The sequence below is a fragment of the Streptomyces sp. RLB3-17 genome (genome assembly GCF_007113425.2).
Lineage (GTDB): Bacteria > Actinomycetota > Actinomycetes > Streptomycetales > Streptomycetaceae > Streptomyces > Streptomyces mirabilis_D.
Genome location: NZ_CP041610.2, coordinates 7,302,832 through 7,323,877, shown reverse-complemented (window position 1 = coordinate 7,323,877; position 21,046 = coordinate 7,302,832). Strand labels below are relative to the sequence as shown.

Annotated in this window: 18 protein-coding genes and 2 tRNA genes; 7 read left to right on the top strand and 13 right to left on the bottom strand. The window is 69.7% G+C overall.

Annotated features, from left to right (window positions below):
• The first annotated feature begins 40 nt into the window (after window positions 1-40).
• Window positions 41-364, top strand: a complete 324-nt coding sequence (locus tag FNV62_RS33225; RefSeq protein ID WP_054228157.1) for a DMT family transporter — start codon at window positions 41-43, stop codon at window positions 362-364.
• Window positions 365-455: 91 nt separating this feature from the next.
• On the opposite strand, the gene FNV62_RS33220 is transcribed toward FNV62_RS33225, so the two are convergent.
• The gene (locus tag FNV62_RS33220; protein ID WP_143609169.1) at window positions 456-1,061 is read right to left on the bottom strand and encodes a TetR/AcrR family transcriptional regulator; all 606 of its coding nucleotides are present in this window, start codon (window positions 1,059-1,061) and stop codon (window positions 456-458) included.
• A gap of 233 nt (window positions 1,062-1,294) precedes the next feature.
• On the opposite strand from FNV62_RS33220, the gene hisN reads away from it, so the two are divergent.
• A complete protein-coding gene (gene hisN, locus FNV62_RS33215) occupies window positions 1,295-2,095 on the top strand; it encodes a histidinol-phosphatase (RefSeq protein ID WP_054228280.1) in 801 nt (266 codons plus the stop codon).
• A 189-nt stretch (window positions 2,096-2,284) separates the two neighbouring features.
• A complete protein-coding gene (locus FNV62_RS33210; protein ID WP_054228159.1) occupies window positions 2,285-2,677 on the top strand; it encodes a cyclic nucleotide-binding/CBS domain-containing protein in 393 nt (130 codons plus the stop codon).
• A gap of 118 nt (window positions 2,678-2,795) precedes the next feature.
• Here the strand turns inward: FNV62_RS33210 and FNV62_RS33205 are convergent, their stop codons facing one another.
• On the bottom strand, window positions 2,796-4,265 hold the full coding sequence (locus FNV62_RS33205; protein WP_144315723.1) for a catalase: 1,470 nt from the start codon (window positions 4,263-4,265) through the stop codon (window positions 2,796-2,798).
• A 135-nt stretch (window positions 4,266-4,400) separates the two neighbouring features.
• Here FNV62_RS33205 and FNV62_RS33200 point away from each other — a divergent pair, with 135 nt between their 5' ends.
• On the top strand, window positions 4,401-4,817 hold the full coding sequence (locus tag FNV62_RS33200) for a Fur family transcriptional regulator (RefSeq protein WP_054228161.1): 417 nt from the start codon (window positions 4,401-4,403) through the stop codon (window positions 4,815-4,817).
• 109 nt (window positions 4,818-4,926) lie between these two features.
• On the opposite strand, the gene FNV62_RS33195 is transcribed toward FNV62_RS33200, so the two are convergent.
• The 4 genes from FNV62_RS33195 to FNV62_RS33180 form a co-directional block, all read right to left on the bottom strand.
• Window positions 4,927-5,000 (bottom strand) — tRNA-Met (locus FNV62_RS33195).
• Window positions 5,001-5,699: 699 nt separating this feature from the next.
• The gene (locus FNV62_RS33190) at window positions 5,700-7,523 is read right to left on the bottom strand and encodes a tetratricopeptide repeat protein (protein ID WP_097286181.1); all 1,824 of its coding nucleotides are present in this window, start codon (window positions 7,521-7,523) and stop codon (window positions 5,700-5,702) included.
• A gap of 265 nt (window positions 7,524-7,788) precedes the next feature.
• Window positions 7,789-7,862 (bottom strand) — tRNA-Met (locus tag FNV62_RS33185).
• Window positions 7,863-7,981: 119 nt separating this feature from the next.
• Window positions 7,982-10,969 (bottom strand): UPF0182 family protein, encoded by a 2,988-nt coding sequence (locus FNV62_RS33180; RefSeq protein ID WP_143652191.1) that lies wholly within the window; start codon window positions 10,967-10,969, stop codon window positions 7,982-7,984.
• Between the two features lie 163 nt (window positions 10,970-11,132).
• Here FNV62_RS33180 and FNV62_RS33175 point away from each other — a divergent pair, with 163 nt between their 5' ends.
• Complete coding sequence (locus tag FNV62_RS33175) at window positions 11,133-11,675, top strand: PPA1309 family protein (protein ID WP_054228163.1); 543 nt, start codon at window positions 11,133-11,135, stop codon at window positions 11,673-11,675.
• A 90-nt stretch (window positions 11,676-11,765) separates the two neighbouring features.
• Here the strand turns inward: FNV62_RS33175 and FNV62_RS33170 are convergent, their stop codons facing one another.
• From FNV62_RS33170 to FNV62_RS33155, 4 genes are all read right to left on the bottom strand, one after another.
• The gene (locus FNV62_RS33170; RefSeq protein ID WP_144315722.1) at window positions 11,766-12,863 is read right to left on the bottom strand and encodes a PDZ domain-containing protein; all 1,098 of its coding nucleotides are present in this window, start codon (window positions 12,861-12,863) and stop codon (window positions 11,766-11,768) included.
• Between the two features lie 84 nt (window positions 12,864-12,947).
• Window positions 12,948-13,154 carry a hypothetical protein gene (locus FNV62_RS33165; RefSeq protein WP_054228165.1) on the bottom strand — a complete coding sequence of 69 codons (207 nt, stop codon included), beginning with the start codon at window positions 13,152-13,154 and terminating at the stop codon, window positions 12,948-12,950.
• 150 nt (window positions 13,155-13,304) lie between these two features.
• Window positions 13,305-13,766, bottom strand: a complete 462-nt coding sequence (locus tag FNV62_RS33160; RefSeq protein WP_054228166.1) for a molybdenum cofactor biosynthesis protein MoaE — start codon at window positions 13,764-13,766, stop codon at window positions 13,305-13,307.
• 662 nt (window positions 13,767-14,428) lie between these two features.
• Window positions 14,429-15,544, bottom strand: a complete 1,116-nt coding sequence (locus FNV62_RS33155; RefSeq protein ID WP_079065022.1) for an SDR family oxidoreductase — start codon at window positions 15,542-15,544, stop codon at window positions 14,429-14,431.
• A gap of 191 nt (window positions 15,545-15,735) precedes the next feature.
• On the opposite strand from FNV62_RS33155, the gene FNV62_RS33150 reads away from it, so the two are divergent.
• Together FNV62_RS33150 and FNV62_RS33145 are read left to right on the top strand one after the other, a co-directional pair.
• Complete coding sequence (locus tag FNV62_RS33150; protein WP_097286180.1) at window positions 15,736-17,178, top strand: zinc-dependent metalloprotease; 1,443 nt, start codon at window positions 15,736-15,738, stop codon at window positions 17,176-17,178.
• A complete protein-coding gene (locus tag FNV62_RS33145) occupies window positions 17,175-17,702 on the top strand; it encodes an NUDIX hydrolase (protein WP_143602845.1) in 528 nt (175 codons plus the stop codon). Before FNV62_RS33150 ends, FNV62_RS33145 begins: the two co-directional genes overlap by 4 nt.
• Window positions 17,703-17,846: 144 nt before the next feature.
• Here FNV62_RS33145 and FNV62_RS33140 read toward each other — a convergent pair whose 3' ends face one another.
• Genes FNV62_RS33140 through FNV62_RS33130 form a run of 3 tightly spaced genes read right to left on the bottom strand, consistent with a single transcriptional unit; the run spans window position 17,847 to window position 20,993 of the window.
• A complete protein-coding gene (locus FNV62_RS33140) occupies window positions 17,847-18,602 on the bottom strand; it encodes an AIM24 family protein (protein WP_060900241.1) in 756 nt (251 codons plus the stop codon).
• A 16-nt stretch (window positions 18,603-18,618) separates the two neighbouring features.
• Window positions 18,619-19,299 (bottom strand): AIM24 family protein, encoded by a 681-nt coding sequence (locus FNV62_RS33135; protein WP_054228171.1) that lies wholly within the window; start codon window positions 19,297-19,299, stop codon window positions 18,619-18,621.
• Between the two features lie 11 nt (window positions 19,300-19,310).
• Window positions 19,311-20,993 (bottom strand): TerD family protein, encoded by a 1,683-nt coding sequence (locus FNV62_RS33130; protein WP_144315721.1) that lies wholly within the window; start codon window positions 20,991-20,993, stop codon window positions 19,311-19,313.
• Window positions 20,994-21,046 lie beyond the last annotated feature (53 nt).

Below are 21,046 nucleotides of genomic sequence, written 5' to 3'. Positions count from 1 at the left end.
CAGGCGAAGCAGTCGACGTGCTTACACGGGAGGACGAGACATGGCGTGGCTGCTGGTCGTTGTGGCGGGACTGCTCGAAACCGGCTTCGCCGTCTGTCTGAAACTCTCGCACGGCTTCAGCAGACTTTGGCCGACTGTCGCCTTCTGCGTCTTCGCGCTGGGCAGTTTCGGCCTGCTGACCCTCTCGCTGAAGAAGCTCGACGTCGGCCCGGCGTACGCGGTGTGGACCGGCATCGGCGCGGCGGGCACCGCCATCTACGGCATGATCTTCCTCGGCGACCTGGTGTCGACGCTCAAGATCGTCTCCATCAGCTTCGTCATCATCGGCGTCATCGGCCTCCAGCTCTCGGGCTCCGCCCACTGAAAGCGCCCCCAAGGGGCGCGGGGAACTGCGCGACAAGCCACAACGACGCCGCACCCGCCGACGCACGCTCCCCGGCGTCCCGGTGGGCGAGTCAGGTCCACTGCCGCGGCAGCGCACCTCGCACCAGCTCCGTCACTCCCCCCTCCCCCGGCGGAGCCGCCACGCACGACAACGACAACCGCACCACCAACTCGCACGCCCCCGCCAACTCCCCCAGGTCCCCCCGCATCGCCCCGGGCCCGGACAACGCCGCGACGGCCCGATCCCGTACGAGCGCCACGAAGTCCGCCGGCGAGGGCAACGGCCCGTCAGCCCTGCGCTGCGCGGGCACCGCGGACGACGACGGCACCGCCGAGAGCGTCGGCGACGGCAGTCGCTCACTCCAGCACCCGGTCAGCATGGCCCGTACGAGCGCGTTGCCCCGGGCCGCCAACGTGGTCCACTCGGCGGTCGCGACCAGCCGCTCGCGCGCGTCCGCGTGGGTGGCCAGCGCGCGCTCGACACCGGCGAGAAAGCCGTCGGCCTCCCTCCGCACGAGGGCGCGTGCGAGCCCCTCCTTGCTTCCGAACTCGTTGTAGAGCGTCTGGCGGGACACACCGGCCACGGCGGCGACGTCGACCATCCGCACCGTGGACCACGGGCGGTGTGCGAGCGCCGTATAGGCGGCATCCAGAAGGGATTCCCGCGCTGCAGGCATCTTTCGCCTCCCTGGGGGCGAGCGGGCGGCACTGCAGCTCAGATTTGACGCGCGCGGGGGCACTGTCAAGGGTTCGCGGCGGCGTCGAGGGGCGTACGTCGACCCCCGCACGCCGCGGTGATCAATCAGGCCGTGCGGCCCGCGCCCCGGAGGCGCCCCGAGCCCCATGACCGTGCCCGATGATCCCCCAGGCCGTATGGCTGTGGCCCGAGTGGGCCATATACGGTGCAGTCATGCCCGACTATCGCGATGACCTGCGCCTGGCCCATGTCCTGGCGGACGCCGCCGACGCGGCGACGATGGACCGGTTCAAGGCGCTCGACCTCAAGGTCGAGACCAAGCCGGACATGACACCGGTCAGCGAGGCGGACAAGGCCGCCGAGGAGCTGATCCGCGGCCACCTCCAGCGGGCACGGCCGCGCGACGCGATCCTCGGCGAGGAGTACGGCATCGAGGGCACCGGCCCGCGCCGCTGGGTGATCGACCCGATCGACGGCACCAAGAACTACGTCCGCGGGGTGCCCGTCTGGGCCACGCTGATCTCCCTGATGGAAGCCGCCGAGGGCGGCTACCAGCCGGTGGTCGGAGTGGTCTCCGCACCCGCGCTGGGCCGCCGCTGGTGGGCGGCGAAGGGGCACGGCGCGTTCACCGGTCGCAGCCTGTCCTCGGCCACGCGCCTGAAGGTCTCCCAGGTCTCACGGATGGCCGACGCGTCCTTCGCGTACTCCTCGCTGTCCGGCTGGGAGGACCAGGGCCGCCTCGACGGCTTCCTGGACCTGACGAAGGCGGTCTGGCGCACGCGCGGGTACGGCGACTTCTGGCCGTACATGATGGTGGCGGAAGGCTCGGTGGACATCTGCGCGGAGCCCGAGCTGTCGCTGTGGGACATGGCGGCGAACGCGATCGTGGTGACCGAGGCGGGCGGATCCTTCACGGGCCTCGACGGCCGCCCGGGCCCGCACAGTGGCAACGCGGCCGCGTCGAACGGCATCCTCCACGACGAGCTGCTGGGTTATCTGAACCAGCGCTACTGAGCCGACGGGCTGCCGGGACCAGCGGTACTGAAGAGCCGTTGGCGCGCCCTTGTGACCCATGGGCGCCCCCGAAACTCACCGCACGCCCCCTTGTTGACCCTCCCTTTAACTGCGACTCTGAGAGTCCCCCCACTTGTGAACTTGTGAATCGCTTCTCTTGGCGCTTCACCAAGGAGGTGGCTCCAGCCCATGCTCGTCCGCGACGCCATGAGCACGGTGGTCCTCACCATCGGCCCGGCACACACACTCCGCCAGGCGGCCTGCCTGATGTCCTCCCGCCGCGTAGGCGCGGCCGTCGTCCACGACGAGGACTCCTCCGGCCTCGGCATCCTCACCGAACGCGACATCCTCAACTCGATCGCCCTCGGTCAGAACCCGGACACCGAGACCGCGGGCACCCACACCACGACCGACGTCGTCTTCGCCGCCCCCGTCTGGACCCTGGAGGAAGCCGCGGCGGCGATGGCACACGGCGGTTTCCGACACCTGATCGTGCTCGACGACAACGGCCCGGTCGGCATCGTCTCGGTCCGCGACATCATCCGCTGCTGGGCCCCGACGCGGCAGCGGGTACCCGCGTAGACGCCCCGGCACCCCTCCCGGGCACCACTGCCGGGCCCGCTCATGCCGACGGGCCGGACCCCTCATCACTCAGAGGGATCCGGCCCACCGCCCACGACAAGCGATCCAGTGCTGGTTGTCAGCCGCGCAGGGCCTGGACCGCGGCCTCCAGCCGCTTGCCGAAGTCTTCGTCAGCCTGACGGAAGTTGTTGATCGCGCGCTCGGCGATGTCGTCACGGGAGACCTTGGCGATGAAACCCGCCAGATTCGCGATCAGACACCCCTGCTCGTCCTCCGACATCAGGCGGTACAGACTGCCCGCCTGCACGAAGTCGTCGTCCTCGGAGTGGGACGGCGCCTCGGTCTCACCGGTGTGGCCGGTCACCGCGATCGGCTGCCACAGCGGGCGGTCCGTCTGGAACGGACCGCCGAAGCTGTTCGGCTCGTAGTTCTTCGCCCCCTTGTGGCGACCGTCGTACAGGGAGCCGTCACGGGAGTTCGTGCGCGCCTCGGCGGCGTGCGGGCGGTTCACCGGCAGGTGGTCGGCGTTGATGCCGACGCGGTAGCGGTGCGCGTCGCCGTAGGCGAAGAGCCGCCCCTGAAGCATCTTGTCGGGCGAAGGCCCGATACCCGGCACGAAGTGTGCCGGCGAGAAGATCGACTGCTCGACCTCGGCGAAGATGTTCTCCGGGTTGCGGTTGAGCTCCAGCCTGCCGATCTCGATCGGCGGGTAGTCCTCGTGCGGCCACACCTTGGTGAGGTCGAACGGGTTGAACCGGTAGGTCGCCGCGTCGGCCGCCGGCATGATCTGCACCTGCACGGTCCAGGACGGGAACTCACCGCGCTCGATGGCCTCGCGCAGGTCGCGCTGGTGGGAGTCGGGGTCCTCACCGGCGAGCCTGTCGGCCTCCGCCTGGGTGAGGTTCTTGATGCCCTGGTCGGTCTTGAAGTGGTACTTGACCCAGAAGACCTCGCCGGCCTCGTTGTTCCACTGGTACGTGTGCGAGCCGTACCCGTTGAGATGCCGGTAGGAGGCGGGAATCCCCCGGTCGCCGAAGAGCCAGGTGACCTGGTGCGTGCTCTCGGGGCTGAGGCCCCAGAAATCCCACACGTTGTCGGCCTCCTGCGAACCGGTGTACGGGTCGCGCTTCTGCGTGTGGATGAAGTCGGGGAACTTGATGGCGTCCTTGATGAAGAACACCGGGGTGTTGTTGCCGACGAGGTCGTAGTTGCCCTCCTCGGTGTAGAACTTCAGCGCGAAGCCGCGGGGGTCACGGACCGCGTCCGCGGAGCCGAGGTTGCCGGCGACCGTCGAGAACCGCAGAAAGGTCTCGGTCTGCTTGCCGACCTCGGAGAGGAACGTGGCGCGGGTGTACGGGGTGACATCCGCGGTGACCGTGAAGGTGCCATAGGCGGCGGCGCCACGGGCGTGCACGACACGCTCCGGGATGCGCTCACGGTTGAAGTGGGCGAGCTTCTCGAGAAGCAGCTGGTCCTGAACGAGCACCGGGCCGCCTACGCCCGCGGTCTCGCTGTTCTGGTTGTCGGCCACCGGCGCACCGGCCTCCGTCGTAAGCGGTCCCTGCGTCACGTGCGCCTCCTGCGTCATTCCGGACCGGTCCTGCCCGGTCCCACCCAACATCCAATGCCGAACCGATCCTACATTAGACAAAATCCAAATCAAGCACTCATCCAAATTCACACCTATTCGGGATCTGGTCACCTTGCTGTTAAGCTGACGTGTATGAGTGACCTGTTGGAACGACTGCGCGGACGCGGATGGCGAATGACCGCGCAGCGGCGTGTCGTGGCCGAGGTCCTCGACGGCGATCACGTCCATCTGACGGCCGACGAGGTGCATGCCCGGGCCGTCGCCAAGCTGCCCGAGATCTCCCGGGCGACCGTCTACAACACGTTGGGTGAGCTGGTCTCGCTCGGTGAGGTGCTGGAAGTCGCGACGGACAAGCGCGCCAAGCGCTACGACCCGAACGCGCACCGTCCGCACCACCACCTGGTCTGCGCCCAGTGCGGATCGATCCGCGACGTCCACCCGAGCGGCAACCCGCTCGCCGACCTCCCCGACTCGGAGCGTTTCGGCTTCACGGTCTCGGACGTAGAGGTGACATACCGGGGCCTGTGCCCCACCTGCGCCTCAGCCTGACTCCCCCGAAGCCCCGGCCTCCACGGACGCCGGGGCTTCGCCGTGCCCGCCGCACCCCGAAAACGCCGAAGGGCCCAGATCTCAATGATCTGGGCCCTTCGTCTTCAAGTAGCGGGGACAGGATTTGAACCTGCGACCTCTGGGTTATGAGCCCAGCGAGCTACCGAGCTGCTCCACCCCGCGTCGATGAACTGAACATTACGTCAACCAGGTGGACCAGTGCAAATCCCATAGACGCCACCTTGAACACGGGGTGAGGAGAGCCTCCAGGCTCCGCGAGATACAGAGCCTCTGAGCCCCGCGAGATACGACGAGAAGAGAACCACCCACGGGGCCCTCGGCCCCCGCCGGGGTTGCAGGGGCGCAGCCCCGCCGGGGGCCGAGGGCCCGGTCCGGCGGCGTGCAGGGACGCAACCCCGCAGAGATCCCGGGGGCAGGGCCCCACAGGAGCCCAGGCCCCTGGGCGCAGCCCAGGCCCCTGGGCGCAGCCCAGGGGAAGCCAGGGCCAGCCCGGCGGGGCGCAGGGGCGCCGCCCAGCAGGGGTCCAGCGTCAGCGTGGTGAGACGCAGCCCCACGAAGGTCCAGGGGCACGGCCCGGCGGGGTCCAGGGGCGCAGCCCCGCGAAGGTCCAGGGGCGCAGCCCGGCGGGGTCCAGGGGCGCAGCCCCGCGAAGGTCCAGGGGCACAGCCCCGCAGGAGGCCAGGGGGCTCGCCCCGGCGGGGCACAGGGGCGCAGCCCCGCCAGGGTTCGGGGGCGGAGCCCCCGCCGGGGTTCAGGGGCGGAGCCCCTGGTGGGGTTCGGGGCGGAGCCCCGGGGATGGGTCGGGTAGGGGCGGCGGGGGCGAGAACAACCCGAGACCAGCCCCCACCCACCGCCACAAACTCACGCAGACAACTCCTGCCGCAACGCATCCCGCAACCGAGCCGCCCGCTCAGCCACCTCCGCAGGCCCCAGCGCAACCGCCCGATCAGCCCACCGCTGCCCCTCCGCCAACTCCCCCCGCCGCGCGTACACGAGCGCGAGCCGAAGCGCCGCCCGCCCATGCCCCGCATCCGCCGCCCGGGTCCACCACAACGCGGCCTCCGGCTCACTCCCCTCCCGAGCCAACAGCAGCCCCAGATTGAAGGCCCCGTTCCGAGACCCGGCCTCCGCGGCCGACCGGTACCACCGAGCCGCCTCCACCACATCACCCCGAGCCGCGGCGAGCATCCCGACCCGCACCTGCGCCCGCCGATGCCCGAGGGAGGCAGCCCGCTCGTACCACTCCTCGCACTCGCTCTTCTCCTGCGTCGGCTCCCCGAGCTCGTGCGCGGGCGCCGGCGGCCGCCGAGCGTCGAGCACGGCGGCCAGCCGGTACGCGGCCTCCGCGCTACCGCCCCCCGCCGCACACCTCAGATGCCGCTCCGCCTCCAGCTCGTCCCCGTCCCGCAGCCGCGCGATACCGACCTGCAGCGCCGCCTCGGTGTGCCCGGCGGATGCCGCCCGCTCGTACCACCGCAGCGCCGCCTCCTCGTCGTCCTCGCTCCCCCGCCCGGCATGCAGGATCCCGAGGTTGAACGCGGCGTCCACACTCCCGGCCTCCGCGGCCTTGGAGAACCACGGCTCGGCCCCGGCCGAGTCCCCGACCTGAAGCAACAGGATCGCGAGCGCGTTCGCGGCCTCACGGTGCCCCGCGTACGCGGCCCGCCGGTACCACTGCTCGGCCTGCGCGGTCCGCCCCTGCTCGGCGCAGAGCAGCCCGAGGTTGTAGGCGCCGTTCACATCACCGGCGTCCATGGCGGCCCGGTACCACCGCTCCGCGGTCTGCGTCTCGCCGCGCTCGGCGTGCAGCGCCCCCAGCGCGTTCGCGGCGTTCCCGTCCCCGTCCTGCGCGGCCCGCAGCCACCACACGGCCGCGCTCTCCGTGTCCCCCGCGTCCCGCAGCAGGAACCCGAGCGCGCAGGCGGCCCGCGCCTCGCCGTCCTTGGCGGACGTCAGATACCAGCGCCCCGCCTCCTTGAGGTGCCCCCGCTTCTCCAGGATCGCCCCGAGGTGCAGCGCGGCCCGCCGGTGCCCCCGCGCGGCGGCCTGCCGGTACCACTGTTCGGCCTCTTCACCGGCGGCTCCTATGACCCCGATGACACCGTTGTCGCCCCTGCCCTCGCCCGCGTCCGCGGCCTTGCGGTCGAGCGTGCGCGCGAGCCGGTACGCCGCCTCGCGGTGCCCCCGCTCGGCGGCCGCCCGCATCCACTGCTCCGCGCCGACGTCACTACGGTGCTCCAGCAGATCGGCGAGCGCGTACGCCCCGAGGGCGTGCCCCTGCTCGGCGGACTGGCGCAGCCAGTACTCGGCGGCGGGCTCGTCTCCCCGCTCCCGGTGATACCGCCCGAGCGCGTGCGCGGCGGCCGCCGACCCGGCGACGGCGGCGATCCGCCACCACCCGGCGGCCTCGTCGGTGTACCCGCGCTGGTGCAGGAGGACACCAAGGTTGTTGGCGGCGGCGCGGTCACCGGCGGCGGTGGCCGCGCGCAACTGAGGCTCGGCTCCGTCGAGATCGCCACGGCGCAGCAGCATCGCCCCGAGGACACTCATCGCCTCGACGTCGCCGGCCTCGGCGGCGACCCGCTGACGTGCTTCCTCGGCAGCCTCGCCGGTTTCGTCCCGGTCTGAAGGCTGCACAAAACGCCCTGTATCCAACAGAGTTGCCTTGTCCCCCATAACGTCCATCGTCGCACCACCTGCAACCTGGGTACACCTGGTATACCGCAGTCAGTGAGGTCACTTCAGCGTTTTGTCGACATGCCCACAGAGAGACAAGTCAAACACAGTTCTCCCAACTCCCCACGGATGGCGCAGTCTTCGGCGCGTCGCCCATGGTCGTCGCACGCACCCCGCGCACGCGTCCTGCTCAGGTCGTCATACGGGTGCAGTACACGTGTGCGCACACAGCGAAGGCCCGGATCCTGTGAGGATCCGGGCCTTCGCTTTTCAGTAGCGGGGACAGGATTTGAACCTGCGACCTCTGGGTTATGAGCCCAGCGAGCTACCGAGCTGCTCCACCCCGCGCCGTTGTGTTGCAACCGTACCACGACGCGGAGGGGGCCTCTGACCAGCGGCGAAAGGGGCCTCCGACCAGCGGCTGACCCAGGAACCGGACCAGCCGCCGACCGGCCCGTACCGCCGCCCTAGGTCGTACCGCCGCTGGGACTACTGCTGCCGCTGGGGCTCGGACTGCTGCTGCCACTGGGGCTCGGACTACTGCTCGGGCTGCTGCCCTTGCCGTTGCTCTTGCTGCCGCCGCTGCCACCGGTGGCGCTCTTGTCGGCCTTGGCCTGAGCGTCCTCGGCCCGCTTCAGCGCGTCCTGAAGATCCTTCTGCGCCTGCCCGTACGCCGTCCAGTCGCCCTTCTTGAGGGCGTCCTGGCCCTCGTTGAAGGCCTTCTGGGCGTCGGTGAGCGCCTGTTGGACCGTCGGGTTGCTCGACGTCGGCGGTGGGGTGGTCCCCGTGTCGGCCGGTGGACTGGTCGTACTGTCCGTCCCGAAGATCTTGTTGAGCGCCTGGTCGAGCGTGTCCTCGAAGGCGGTGTTGCCTCCGTAGGTCACCAACACCTTGCGCAACAAGGGGTACTTGAGGTCGCCACCGCGTACGTAGACGGGCTCCACGTAGAGCAGTCCTCCGTCGAGCGGCACCGTCAGCAGATTGCCGTACTCGACTTCCGAGTCCCCGCCCTTGAGAAGTCTGATCGACTCGGCGATGTCCTGTTGGGAGTTGAACTGGCTCTGGACCTGTTTGGGCCCGTCGACGGGTTCACTGGTCGGCAGTTTCAGGATTCTGATCTTGCCGTAGTCACTGGTGCCCGCCTCGGAGTCGACCGACATGAAGGCGCTCAGGTTGTCCCGGCCGTTCGGCGTGAACGTCGTCGTCAGTGAGAACGTCTGCGCCTGCTGGTCGGGCATCCGCATGCTCAGGTAGTACGGCGGCACCGCGTTGCCCGACTTGTTGGTCGGGTCGTCCGGGACCTGCCACACCTCGCTGCCGCTGAGGAACGTCTGCGCGTCCTTCACGTGGTAGCGGGTGAGCAGCTCGCGCTGGACCTTGAACAGGTCCTGCGGGTACCGCAGATGGTCCATGAGCGACTGGGAGATGGCCGTCTTCGGCTCCACCGTGTTCGGGAACGCCTTCATCCAGGTCTTGAGGACCGGGTCCTTGGTGTCCCACTGGTAGAGCTTGACCTCGCCGGTGTACGCGTCGACGGTCGCCTTCACCGAGTTGCGGATGTAGTTGACCTGGTTCTGCTGGGCCACCACCGCGCGCTGGTTGTTGGTCGCGGTGAGCGAGTCCGCCGTCGTGTCACCGAGGGTGGTGCGGGAGGCGTACGGGTAGCCGTTGGTCGTGGTGTAGGCGTCGACGATCCACTGGATCTTGCCGTCGACCACGGCCGGGTAGGCGTCGCCGTCGATGGTCAGCCAGGGAGCCACCGCCTCGACGCGGTCCTTGGGGGTGCGGTTGTAGAGGATCCGGGAACCCTCGCCGATCGCGCCCGAGTAGAGGATCTGCGGCTCGCCGAACGCCACCGCGTACGCGGCACGGTTGATCGGGTTGGAGAGGCTGACCCCGCTCTTGCCCTGGTAGCTGGTGGTCTTCTCACCGCTGTCGTCGGAGTAGTCGATCTCCTTCTGGGGACCGCCGACGATCGAGTACTGCGTGGTCTTCTCGCCGTAGTAGACCCGCTGCTCGTACGTCCCCAGGTCGCCCTTGGACGGCAGGTCGGACTCGGTGAAGACGGGCCGGCCGCCGGAGGTCGCCGTGGTGCCCTTGGCGGCCACCACGCCGTATCCGTGCGTGTAGCGGAAGTGGTCGTTGATCCAGTTGTTCTTCGGAATGCCGTTCAGGTTCAGCTCGCGCAGTCCGATGACCGTGTCCTGGTCCTTGCCGTCCTTGCTGTACCGGTCGACGTCCAGGTTGGTCGGGAACGCGTAGTAGTTCTTCATCTGCTGCAACTGCTGGAACGTCGGCGAGACGATGTTCGGGTCCAGCAGACGGATACTCGCCGTGGTGTTGGCGTCGTCGCGCTGCTTGGTCTTGTCCTTGGTGTCACTCTTGCCCGCGTACTCCGAGACCTGGGTGCCGTCGATGCCGTAGGCCTCGCGGGTCGCCTTCAGGTTCTTCTCGACGTACGGCGCTTCCTTGGCCTGCTCGTTCGGCTGGACCTGGAACTTCTGCACGATCGCCGGGTAGAGACCGCCGATGAGGATCGCCGAGAGGACCATCAGGCCGAAGCCGATGACGGGCAGCTGCCAGGTGCGCCGCCACAGGGTGGCGAAGAACAGCAGCGCGCAGATGACGGCGATGCAGAACAGGATCGTCTTGGCGGGCAGATACGCGTTGGCGTCGACGTACCTGAGACCCGTCCAGTTGCCGGTCGCCTTGAAGTCGCTGGACTTCACGGCGAGTCCGTAGCGGTCGAGCCAGTAGGCGACCGCCTTCAGGGCGACGAAGATGCCCAGCAGCACCGACAGGTGCCCGGTCGCCGCGGCCGTGGCACGCGCGCCCGGGGAGGTGATCCTGAGCCCTCCGTAGAGGTAGTGCGTGAGCGCGGCGGCGATCAGCGAGAGCACGGCGGCGGCGAAGCCGAAGCCGAGCAGGAACCGATACCAGGGCAGGTCGAAGGCATAGAAGGAGACGTCGAGGTGGAACTGGGGGTCCTTCTGGTCGAAGGGAACCCCATTCACCCACATCAGCCATGTACGCCACTGGCCCGACGCCGACGCGCCGGCGATCAGCCCCACCAGGGAGGTGATGCCGACCAGCAGCCACCTCTTGTAGGGCGCGATCCCCATCCGGTACCGATCGAGGCTCTGCTGCTCCATCGACATCGCGCTCAGCGGCGGTCGCAGCCGGTGGGCCAGCCAGATGTTCACGCCGACCGAGGCCGCCATGATCAGGCCGAAGACGAAGAAGAGCCCGATCTTGGTCCACAGGGTGGTCGTGAAGACGGACGAGTAGTGAACCGACCGGTACCAGAGCCAGTCCGTCCAGAACCCCGCGAACATGACGAACGCCATGGCCAGCACGGCCAGCACGCCCAGTGTCATGAGCAGGGTCCGGACACGCCGGGACGGTCGGCCCACTCTGATCCGTGGCCCCGTCGGGCCTCCGCCGCGGTCCGGCATCTGGAAAGCCAAGGTGCGCACCTCGAAGTTCGCTGTTGATCCGTCAGGTCCCCGTGAAGCGGACCATCCGTCAGGCTCCGTGATCGTGGAGCCTCATCTATGCAACTTACTCACGCTTTACTCGGTTCCCGGATCCGGGTACTAACGAGGCAGGATTGTGACCATGTCCAACACTCCCATGGCAGCGAGCCCGCTCACCCGGGCCGTACTCGAGATCGACGAGTACGCCTCCGGCCTCGGCTGGGACCAGCCCGCTCGCCTTTTCGCCCTCGTAGACACCGCGCGACTGCGGGCCCAGGAGCCCGGCCTCGCGGCCCAGCTCGGCCTGCAGGACGAGCCCGAGACCACCGGTCTCACCCCCATCGAGCAGGACGAGATCCCTGCCGACAAGCCGCTGGACGAGTTCCTCGGCACCATCGCCTGGCCCGACGCCGTGGTCGGCTGCGCGCTCACCGTGGAGCGGCTGATGCTTCCGCCGTCCGCGGAGGCCTCCGTCCCGGAGGGCCTGAGTGACAAGAAGCTCGCGAAGTGGGTCGCCGAGCACCCGGACCGCCAGGAGGTCCGTATGACGGTCGGCGTCCTGCGCGACGGCACCCGAGACTCCGCACTGCGTCTGCGCGAGAAGGACACGCCGACCGAGGTCCTCACGGGCGCGAGCCTGGTGCCGGGCCTGGCCGAGGCGCTGTCGGCGACGTTCGCGGACTGACGTCCTGGTGTACGTGATGGGGCGCCCCCGGACTTCCGGGGGCGCCCCATCACGCCGTACGGCCCATGCGTACCGTCGCCGGTCGGTCCCTCAGCCCTTGGTGGTGCACTTCGGCAGGTCGGCGGTCTTGCCGGAGCTGATGTCCTTCAGGGCGTTCATCGCGTCGTCGATGGTGTTGACCTTGACGAGGGTGAGCCCCTTGGGGGTGTCCTTGGCGGCGGCCGCGCAGTTGTCCTTGGGCGTCAGGAAGTACTGGGCGCCCTTCTCGCGCGCTCCGATCGTCTTCAGCTCGATGCCGCCGATCGGACCCACGGTTCCGCTGTCGTCGATGGTGCCGGTGCCGGCCACGAACTTGCCGCCGGTGAGGTCGCCCGGGGTCAGCTTGTCCACGATGCCCAGCGCGAACATCAGCCCGGCGCTCGGACCGCCGACGTCGGCGAGCTTGATGTCGATGCTGAACGGGAACGTGTGATCGGTCCCGGCCGAGATGCCGACGATGGCGCGGGACGCTCCGCTGTCGCTGGACTTCGCCGTGGTGATGGTCACGTCCGTGGTCGCGGTGGCCGTCTTGCCCGCCTTCTCGGCGGCGGCCTGCTCCTTGGCGGGCACCACCGTGAAGACGACCTTCTCGCCGGGCTTGTGCTTGGTGACCAGCTTGGCGACGTCCTCGGGTGCCTTGACGGCCGTACCGTCGACGTTCTTGATCACGTCACCGGCGTGCAGCCGACCCTCGGCCGGGGAGCCCTTGACGACGGTCGACACGATCACCCAGGACTTCACCGGGATGCCCATCTCCTTCAGAGCGGCCACCTTGGCGCTCTCCTGGGACTGGCTGAACTCCTCGGCGTTCTCCTGCGTCGACTGCTGCTCGGTCTTGCCGTCCGGGTAGAGCGTGTCGTGCGGCACGACCTTGTTGTCATGCGCGAGCCACCCGTACACGGCCTCTACGAGGTTCATGTTGTAGTTGGCGCTGGTGACCCGGACAGTGGTCATGTTCAGGTGCCCGGTGGCCGGGTACGTCTTGCGTCCGGAGATCTGCAGCACCGGCTCGCCGTCGTGCTCGCCCAGGGTGTTCACCGTCGGCCCCGGTGACATCTCCGAGTACGGCACTTTGATGAACACTCCCGCGCACAGGAGCGCGATCAGGATCAGGGTGGAGGCGAGCATCGTCGCGGTGCGGCGTGGCATGCCACGACAGTACGGGACGGTGCTGTCAGCGCACTGTCGGGGCCGTCCGTACGGGGCCCGGGCGGCCCCTGCGGGGCCCTGACCTCAGACCACGTCGGAGTGCGGCTTCTCCCCGGCACCGGGCCGCACCATGACGGCCTCGGAGCGCTCCATGGCCGCGCGGAAGCGCGCGTACCCCTCGAGCTCGACGCCGTCGCCCACCGTCTTGCGGTTCCGGCTGGCCCAACCGCCCCACAGTCCGGCACCGATCGCAGCCAAAAGCGGAATCAACAACCAGGCGAGCGACGCCATGCCGACCTCCCAACCCCACGAGCGACCGCAACTGACTGATCAGCAGATTAACCATCCGCCTTGTTAACGCTCATACCAGGGGGTCGGTTACGCAACCGGAGCAAGGGTGAGAACTCGGTGAGGCCGGACTCACACGTCCGGCCGACTCCCTCAACAGGCTCCGACCCACTCCTCCGTGCCGTCGGAGAACTTCTGGTGCTTCCAGATGGGCACCTCGTGCTTGAGGTCGTCGATCAGCTTGCGACACGCCTCGAAGGCCTCACCGCGGTGCGGACACGACACCGCGACGATCACCGCGAGATCACCGACGGCCAGATCACCGACCCGGTGCACGGCGGCCAGCGCCCGCACCGGATACTCGGCGACCACCTTCTCGGCGATCCGCCGCATCTCGGCCTCCGCGCTGGGATGACACGAATACCCCAGCCCGTCGACGTCGGCGCCCCCGTCGTGATTGCGCACGGTCCCCACGAAGAGCGCGGTCCCCCCGGCGGCGTCGTCCCCGACGGCCCGGAAGACCTCGTCCAAGGAGAGCGGCTCGTCCCGAATCGCCAACAGCCGAATCGGATCCTGCGCGCCCAACTCACCCGGATGCTCAAAGGTAGGTGCCATGGCCCCATCGTGCCGCACCCCACGGCACCCACGAAATACGCCGTTCCCCCCGCACACACACCTGACCTCTTGGAGCCTCCTACAGATCGAACAAGCCCGTACCCACCCACCCCGCCGAGCCCGTTCACTCCCCCACCGGCGTCCGGGGCGAAGCCCCGAGGCCATCGGGACCACGAACCCACCGAGATACAGGGGCGCACCCCCACCGGGCCCACCGAGATACCGGGGCGGAGCCCCGCCGGGGTACAGGGGCGGAGCCACGCCAGGGGCCCGGGGGCGGAACCCCGCCGAAGTCCAGAAGCGCACCCCCACCGGGGTGCAGGGGCGCAGCTCCACCGGGATGGAGGGGCGGAGCCCCGTCGGAGGTCCAGGGGCGCAGCCTTGCCAGGGGCCCAGAGGCAGAGCCCCGCGGAAGTCCAGAGGCGCACCCCCACCGAGTGGTGCAGGGGCGGAGCCCCACCAGGGGTCCGGGGGCGCACCCCCACCGGGGTGCAGGGGCAGAGCCCCGCCGGGGGTCCGGGGCGCAGCCCCACCGGGGTGCAGGGGCGCAGCCCCGCCGGGGGTCCGGGGGCGGAGCCTCCGGGGAGGGGACGGGTAGGGGCGGCGGGGGCGGAACACCGGCCCCCAGCCACGACTCACCCGCAAACGACCGCCCCCAGGACTCAGATCCGCCGGCGAGCCTTCCGAGCCCGCCGAACCAACGCGGCCGTACCCAGAAGAGCAACCGTCGCCCCCGCGGCCCCCGCCGCAGTCGCATCCTTCCGCCCCAGCCGCCGCCCAGCCACGGTGTGCCGCCCGGCAACCTCCTCCAGCAGCTCCGCGAGAACCTCCTCGTTGGTCCACTGCGGCCGCCACCCGGCGTCATGCATCCGGCTCCCACTCACCACCCAGGGGTACATCGTGTATGCCAGATCCCCGGCGGGCGAAGGAGTGAGCCCAATCCGGTGAAGTCGCGCGGCAGCCCCCAGCGCGACGGCGGACGGCAACTCCATCCGCCGAATCCCGCTGAGCTCCTCGACCTCCTCCTGCTCCAGCCAACCGTCGCACCCGACGGCCAGCTCCCCCTCCACCTTCTCCAGGACGGCGTACTCCAGAGCACTGCACAGATCCTCGACGTGGCAGAACTGCCAGGCAGGCCGTGACCCCGCCACCACAAGGAGCCGAGGAGACTCGAAGTACCTGGTCAGGGCGGTGTCGGTACCACCGCCGACCAGGACCCCCGGCCGTACGACGGTGACATTGAGCCCCGGATGCGCACGCGGCGCCCGCCGGGCGAGCCGCTCGATCTCCAGCAGGTCCCCGACCCCCGTGGCCTCGGCGGTCGCCCGCAGTTCGGCGTCTTCGGAGAGGGGCAGTTCGTTGTCGGGCAGCGCCCCGTAGACCATCGCGGAGGTGCACAGCACAACCCGGTGCACCCCGGCCGCGGCGGCAGCCGTCAGCACGGTCTGCGTCCCCCGGACGTTGTACGCCGTGCGCGCCGCCGCGTCCGTCTCCAGGTCGAGGTCGAGCGCGAGATGCACCACGACGTCCGCGCCACGCAGCTTCTCGGCGATCGCCGGGTCCCGCACGTCGAGGATCTGCCACTGGGCGCCCTCGCACTCGCCGCGACGCTCGTCGATGGCGATGACCTGCTTGATCTCCTCGCTGGCGGCAAGCCGCTCCGTCAGCATCGCGCCCACGCCGGACGCGGCGCCGGTGACCGCGACGACGGGCCCGCGCAAGGGCGGACTGGTTGAGTGGTTTCGCGCTGCGCGAACCTGTGGATCTGGGGAACTCACCGGGCGTCTCCAGCGGTTGTCTTCAGTAACGGACACGCGTGACGCGTCCGTACCAGGTGGCATCCATCCTGCCGCAGGCCAAGAGTCGGCGAAGCACCGAGGCCCGATCGGGTTCGGGTGTCTACGCTGGGTGGTGTTGTCGGGCAGTCGCCGTCGGAACGAACCGGCGGCCTTACCAGCCGAGGAATCCCGTGAGTGACACCCCATTCGGATTCGGCCTTCCGCCGGAGGAGCCGGAGAACGGCGACGAGGGCAAGAAGAAGGACCAGCAGAGCGGCGGTGGACAGGGACCGTTCGGTTTCGGGCCGCCCGGCGCCGGCGGCCCCGGTGCCGACAATCCGCTCGCAGCGATGTTCGGTTCCATGAACCCCAACGATCTGGGGGCCGCGTTCCAGCAGCTGGGCCAGATGCTCTCGTACGAGGGCGGCCCGGTGAATTGGGACATGGCCAAACAGATCGCCCGCCAGACGGTCTCCCAGGGCACTTCTGACGGCACCAAGGACGCGAGCGTCGGTCCCGCCGAGCGCACCGCCGTTCAGGATGCCGTGCGCCTGGCCGACCTGTGGCTGGACGACGCGACGTCCCTGCCGTCCGGCGCCGCCTCCGCCGTGGCCTGGAGCCGCGCGGAGTGGGTCGAGGCGACCCTGCCGGTGTGGAAGGAGCTCGTCGACCCGGTCGCCGAGCGCGTCGGCGCGGCCATGGGCGATGTCCTGCCGGAGGAGATGCAGGCCATGGCGGGCCCGCTCATCGGCATGATGCGCTCCATGGGCGGCGCCATGTTCGGTACGCAGATCGGGCAGGCCGTCGGCGTGCTCGCGGGCGAGGTCGTCGGCTCCACCGACATCGGCCTGCCGCTCGGCCCGGCCGGCAAGGCCGCGCTGCTGCCGCTGAACATCGCGTCGTTCGGCAAGGACCTGGGCATCCCCCTGGAGGAGGTGCGGCTCTACCTCGCCCTGCGCGAGGCCGCCCACCAGCGTCTCTTCTCGCACGTGCCGTGGCTGCGCTCGCACCTGTTCGGCGCGGTCGAGGGCTACGCGCGCGGGATCAAGGTCGACACGGCCAAGCTGGAGGACGTGGTCGGCCAGCTCGACCCGCAGAACCCCGAGCAGTTGCAGGACGCCCTCCAGCAGGGCATGTTCCAGCCGGAGGACACGCCGGAGCAGAAGGCGGCGCTGGCCCGTCTGGAGACGGCGCTCGCGCTCGTGGAGGGCTGGGTGGACGCGGTCGTGCACGCGGCCGCGAAGCCGCGTCTTTCCTCCGCGGACGCGCTGCGCGAGACGCTGCGCCGGCGCCGCGCCACGGGCGGTCCCGCCGAGCAGACGTTCGCCACGCTGATCGGCCTGGAGCTGCGCCCGCGCCGGCTGCGGGACGCCTCGCGCCTGTGGGCCTCGCTCACCGACGCGCGCGGTGTCGACGGCCGCGACGGCCTGTGGGCCCACCCGGACATGCTGCCGACCGCGTCCGACCTCGACGACCCGGACGGCTTCGTGCACCGTGAGCAGCTGGACTTCTCCGAGCTCGACAAGATGCTCGGCGAGGCGGCGAGCGGCTCCGCCGAGAAGACGAACCTGAAGAAGGACGACGCTCCCGCGGACGAAAACAAGGACGACGACAAGGGCGACGGCACCGAGTGACCCTTCACGACGACGCCGTCCTCGTACTGAAGCAGTACGAGGACCAGGAAGAGCTGCGCCAGGTCTATCTGGACCATCTGTCCGAGCATCCCGACGGCATGTGGAAGGCCTGCACGGCGGGGCACGTCACGGCCAGCGCCCTGGTCATCGACCCGGCCGGCGGCCGCGTCCTGCTGACGCTGCACCGCAAGCTGCAGATGTGGCTGCAGATGGGCGGCCACTGCGAGCCGGGCGATCCGACGCTGGCGGCGGCCGCGCTGCGCGAGGCGACCGAGGAGTCCGGCATCGCGGGTCTGATCCTGCTGCCGGGTGGCCCCGTGACCCTCGACCGGCACGCCATCCCGGCGCCGTGCAACTGGCACCTGGACGTCCAGTACGCCGCGCTCGCCCCGGCCGAGGCCGTGGCGGCGATCAGCGACGAGTCCCTGGACCTGCGCTGGTTCCCCTACGAGGAGGTCGCGGACGTGGCGGACGCCTCGGTCGTACGGCTCCTGGAAGCAACCCGCGCACGACTCGCGGCCTGAGGCACGAGTGGCCTGAGGCACGAGTAAGGGGCGACCGCCATGGCGATCGCCCCTTACGTTCGTTTCCCGGACCGTCACCCGGTCAACTGACCGCCGGTCGATCAACCGACCTCGGGTCCGGCCGATCGACCGATCATCGGCGGGTCAGCTCCAGACGTTGCCCTGGTTCTGCGCCCGGGCCCCCTGCTGCCCCATGCCGTACTGGGCGCGCAGCCCCTGTCCGATCACCGCGTTCTGGGGCGGCAGCAGCTCGCTGGGCTGGACGAGCGCGAAGCCCTGGCCCAGGAAGCTGAGCTCCCAGCCCTCACCGGTGTTGCCCCGCCGCCGCCACACGCCGGAGGAGTGCGTCTGGGCCTGCATCTGGACACGCAGGCCGGTGGACCAGGCGACGATCGCGTCGGCGTCACAGTTGACGTACTTGTCCGGCGTGACCTGCATCATCAGCGGCATGCCCGAGGTCATCAGGGCGACCTTGCCACGGCCGGTGATGTTGAGCTGGTACTTGCCGGAGCCGGAGATGCCGTACTGGCTGTCCACGGCGATGACCTCGTGGTGCAGCGAGGAGTCCATGGCCAGGACGTAGCTGCTGTCGACGGTCAGCCCGTCCTGCTCCACGTCGACCACGTGCACGTGCTGGGCGAGGTTGGCCAGATAGACCGTCCCCTGCCCGTGGCACCGCATGAGGTCGAGGCCTTCACCGGTGTACGCGCGTGCGCGGTGCTGGCTGTTGTTCTGGTACTCGGCGTCGAACTCCACGAGCCCCTGATACGCGACCATGGTTCCCTTGCGGGCCAGGATGTCGTCGTGCCCCTCCATGACGACTCGCAGCATCTGCGAGTTCTGGAGGCTGTAGCGCTCCTGGGTCTGCTGCTCGTTGTAGCCGAAAAGCGGGCTCTGCATGATGTGGTGCTCCCCCTCAGCCCCGGATCCGGAGGCGGTCGGTGCTGTCCTCGCTGGGCTGGACGACGACGATGCCCTGTCCGGAGAACGCCATCTGGTACGCCTCGCCGCTGCCGCGTCCGATCAGCGACTGCGCCTTGAAGCTGCGCTTGCCCTTCACCTTGAGGTTCGGGGACCAGGCGACGAGCGCGTCCGGGTCGACGTACGTCTCGTCCTCACCGCCGCCGCAGTCGACCACGATCGGCTTGCCGCGCGAGGTCAGCGCGACCCAGCCCTGACCGGAGATCTTGGTGTTCCACAGGCCCTGTCCGGCGAACTTGGCGAGCCCCTTCACCCGCTCGACGCCCCACTGGAGATGGGCGTCGAAGGCGAGCAGGTTGGTGGCGTTGACGGAGATCGCGTCCCCGTTGAGGTTGATGACGACGACGTTCGCCCCGTAGTCGGCCAGGTAGAGCAGGCCGTCGCCGGTGCACTTCATGAGGGGCGCGCCCTCACCGGTCATCCAGTCCCGCGCGATCTGGCGTACGGCGGGCGGGTTGGGCTCGTACTGGACGAACCCTTCGTAGGCGACCATCGAGCCCACGCGCGCGAAGAGGTCGTTTCCGGTCTGCATGGCGACCTTGAGCATGTGGTTGCCGTGGTTCTCCATGCGGGCGGTGACGGGTGCCGGGGCGAAGCCCGCGAGTGGCTGGTTCATGACGGGCTCCCTCAGACCTCGTACGGCTGGACGACGATGAAATTGCCGGGCGCGCCGCGGAACTGGAGGTTCACACTCTCCCCGGTGTCGCCGGGGTAGGCGTTGCGGCGCATCCGCACCTGGCTGGAGACGATCACCTGGGAGGCCGCGGACCAGGCGACGACGGCGTTGCAGTCGGCGAAGGTCGTCGGTGTCACGGGCAGCACTACGGGAGCGCCGTGCGTCTTGACGACGATCGTTCCGGTCCCCTGGAACTGCATGGTGAACAGCGCGCCTCCGGGGATGCCGTGCCCCTCGATACGCCGGACCTCGTGCTGGAGGGACTCGTCGAAGGCGAGCACGCTCTCCGCGGAGACGCAGATCGCGTCGCCCTGGAGTTCGATGGGATGCACGTGGCTGGCGTTCTCGGCGAGGAACACCTGTCCCTGGCCGGTACAACGCATGAGCTGCATCTCCTGGCCGGTCGCGTTGCCCACGATCCGCCCGGCGAAGCCGGCGCCCTTGTAGCTGAAGTCGACCTTGCCCTGGTAGAGCACCATGCTGCCCTGGCGGGCCAGCACGGGCTGGCCGCCGATACCGAGGTCGACGCGGATGAGCTTCTTGTTCTGCTGGGTCCACCGCTGACCGGTGGGCGTCTCCTTGTAGGCCCCCAGCGCGGCGGCCACACCGGCACCGCCCTGCGGGGCGCCCTGAGGAACGCCGTACGGGGACGGCGCGCCGGGCTGACCCGGCGCCTGGCCAGGAACCTGGCCGTACGGCGGCTGCTGGCCGTAGCCCGGAGGCGCCGTCGGGGCCTGCTGCCCGTAGCCGGGGGGCGCGGGCGGTGCCTGCTGGCCGTAACCGGGCGGCATGGGAGCCGTCTGACCGGGAGGCTGCTGTCCGTACCCCGGCGGCGGACCGGGCGGACCGGGCGGACCGGGCGGCTGGATGTACGGAGCGGGACCCGGCGGCGGCACGGTGCCGCCCGGCGGGGTGTGCAGCGGGGCGATGATGGTCGGCGCGGCGTGCACCGAGGGGGCGGCGGGCGGCGGCGCGAATCCCTGCGCGGCGGGCTGCGGCGCGGGGGCCGGAGCCGGGGCGCCGAACGCGGGGGGTACGGTGGCCTGGGCCGGCGGAGCGAAGGACGGTGCGGCAGTGGCCTGCGGCTCCTGCGCGGCGGGCTGCTCGTCGGCGACCTCACCACCGAAGTTCTTGAGCAGCGCGTCGAGGCCGCCGTCGAATCCCTGCCCCACGGCGGCGAACCGCCAGACGTCCTTCAGGTAGAAGTCGCCCAGCATCACGGCACGCTCGGTGGAGAACTCCGCGCCACTGAACGAGTACCGGGCCACCTCCTCGCCGCCCGCGACAACACGGAGGTATCCGGGGGCGATCTGCGACATCTGTCCGGCGCCGTCGATCGTCGCCGTGAACGACAGTTTCTGGATCTGCGCCGGGATCCGGTCGAGCGTGACGCGGAAGGACTCCGTGTCACCCGACTGGGCGCCGAGGAGCTGGATGGATTCTTCGGGGGTCTTCGGCTGGTTGAAGAAGACGAAGTACCGGTCGTCCGAAAGCCTTTCGTCGGCGTCCAGACCGAAGCAGCTGATGTCGAAGGTCAGTCCGGGACCGGTGATCTGCACACCTACGTACAGATCCGTGCCCGCGGTGAGGTCACTGATCCTGGCCTTGTGGCCGCGTTGGAATTCCCTGGCCATGCGTAACGACCGTCCCCCATCCCGAGTGCGATTGCGTCGCGTCAGGCTAACGG

Coding starts and splice junctions, on each gene's coding strand:
- FNV62_RS33205 (WP_144315723.1), bottom strand. CDS start 4,265: ATGACGCAGGAGGCGCACGTGACGCAGGGACCGCTTACGACGGAGGCC.
- FNV62_RS33225 (WP_054228157.1), top strand. CDS start 41: ATGGCGTGGCTGCTGGTCGTTGTGGCGGGACTGCTCGAAACCGGCTTC.
- FNV62_RS33180 (WP_143652191.1), bottom strand. CDS start 10,969: ATGCCGGACCGCGGCGGAGGCCCGACGGGGCCACGGATCAGAGTGGGC.
- FNV62_RS33175 (WP_054228163.1), top strand. CDS start 11,133: ATGTCCAACACTCCCATGGCAGCGAGCCCGCTCACCCGGGCCGTACTC.
- FNV62_RS33135 (WP_054228171.1), bottom strand. CDS start 19,299: ATGAACCAGCCACTCGCGGGCTTCGCCCCGGCACCCGTCACCGCCCGC.
- FNV62_RS33160 (WP_054228166.1), bottom strand. CDS start 13,766: ATGGCACCTACCTTTGAGCATCCGGGTGAGTTGGGCGCGCAGGATCCG.
- FNV62_RS33165 (WP_054228165.1), bottom strand. CDS start 13,154: ATGGCGTCGCTCGCCTGGTTGTTGATTCCGCTTTTGGCTGCGATCGGT.
- FNV62_RS33140 (WP_060900241.1), bottom strand. CDS start 18,602: ATGCAGAGCCCGCTTTTCGGCTACAACGAGCAGCAGACCCAGGAGCGC.
- FNV62_RS33220 (WP_143609169.1), bottom strand. CDS start 1,061: ATGCCTGCAGCGCGGGAATCCCTTCTGGATGCCGCCTATACGGCGCTC.
- FNV62_RS33170 (WP_144315722.1), bottom strand. CDS start 12,863: ATGCCACGCCGCACCGCGACGATGCTCGCCTCCACCCTGATCCTGATC.
- FNV62_RS33210 (WP_054228159.1), top strand. CDS start 2,285: ATGCTCGTCCGCGACGCCATGAGCACGGTGGTCCTCACCATCGGCCCG.
- FNV62_RS33130 (WP_144315721.1), bottom strand. CDS start 20,993: ATGGCCAGGGAATTCCAACGCGGCCACAAGGCCAGGATCAGTGACCTC.
- FNV62_RS33190 (WP_097286181.1), bottom strand. CDS start 7,523: ATGGACGTTATGGGGGACAAGGCAACTCTGTTGGATACAGGGCGTTTT.
- hisN (WP_054228280.1), top strand. CDS start 1,295: ATGCCCGACTATCGCGATGACCTGCGCCTGGCCCATGTCCTGGCGGAC.
- FNV62_RS33200 (WP_054228161.1), top strand. CDS start 4,401: ATGAGTGACCTGTTGGAACGACTGCGCGGACGCGGATGGCGAATGACC.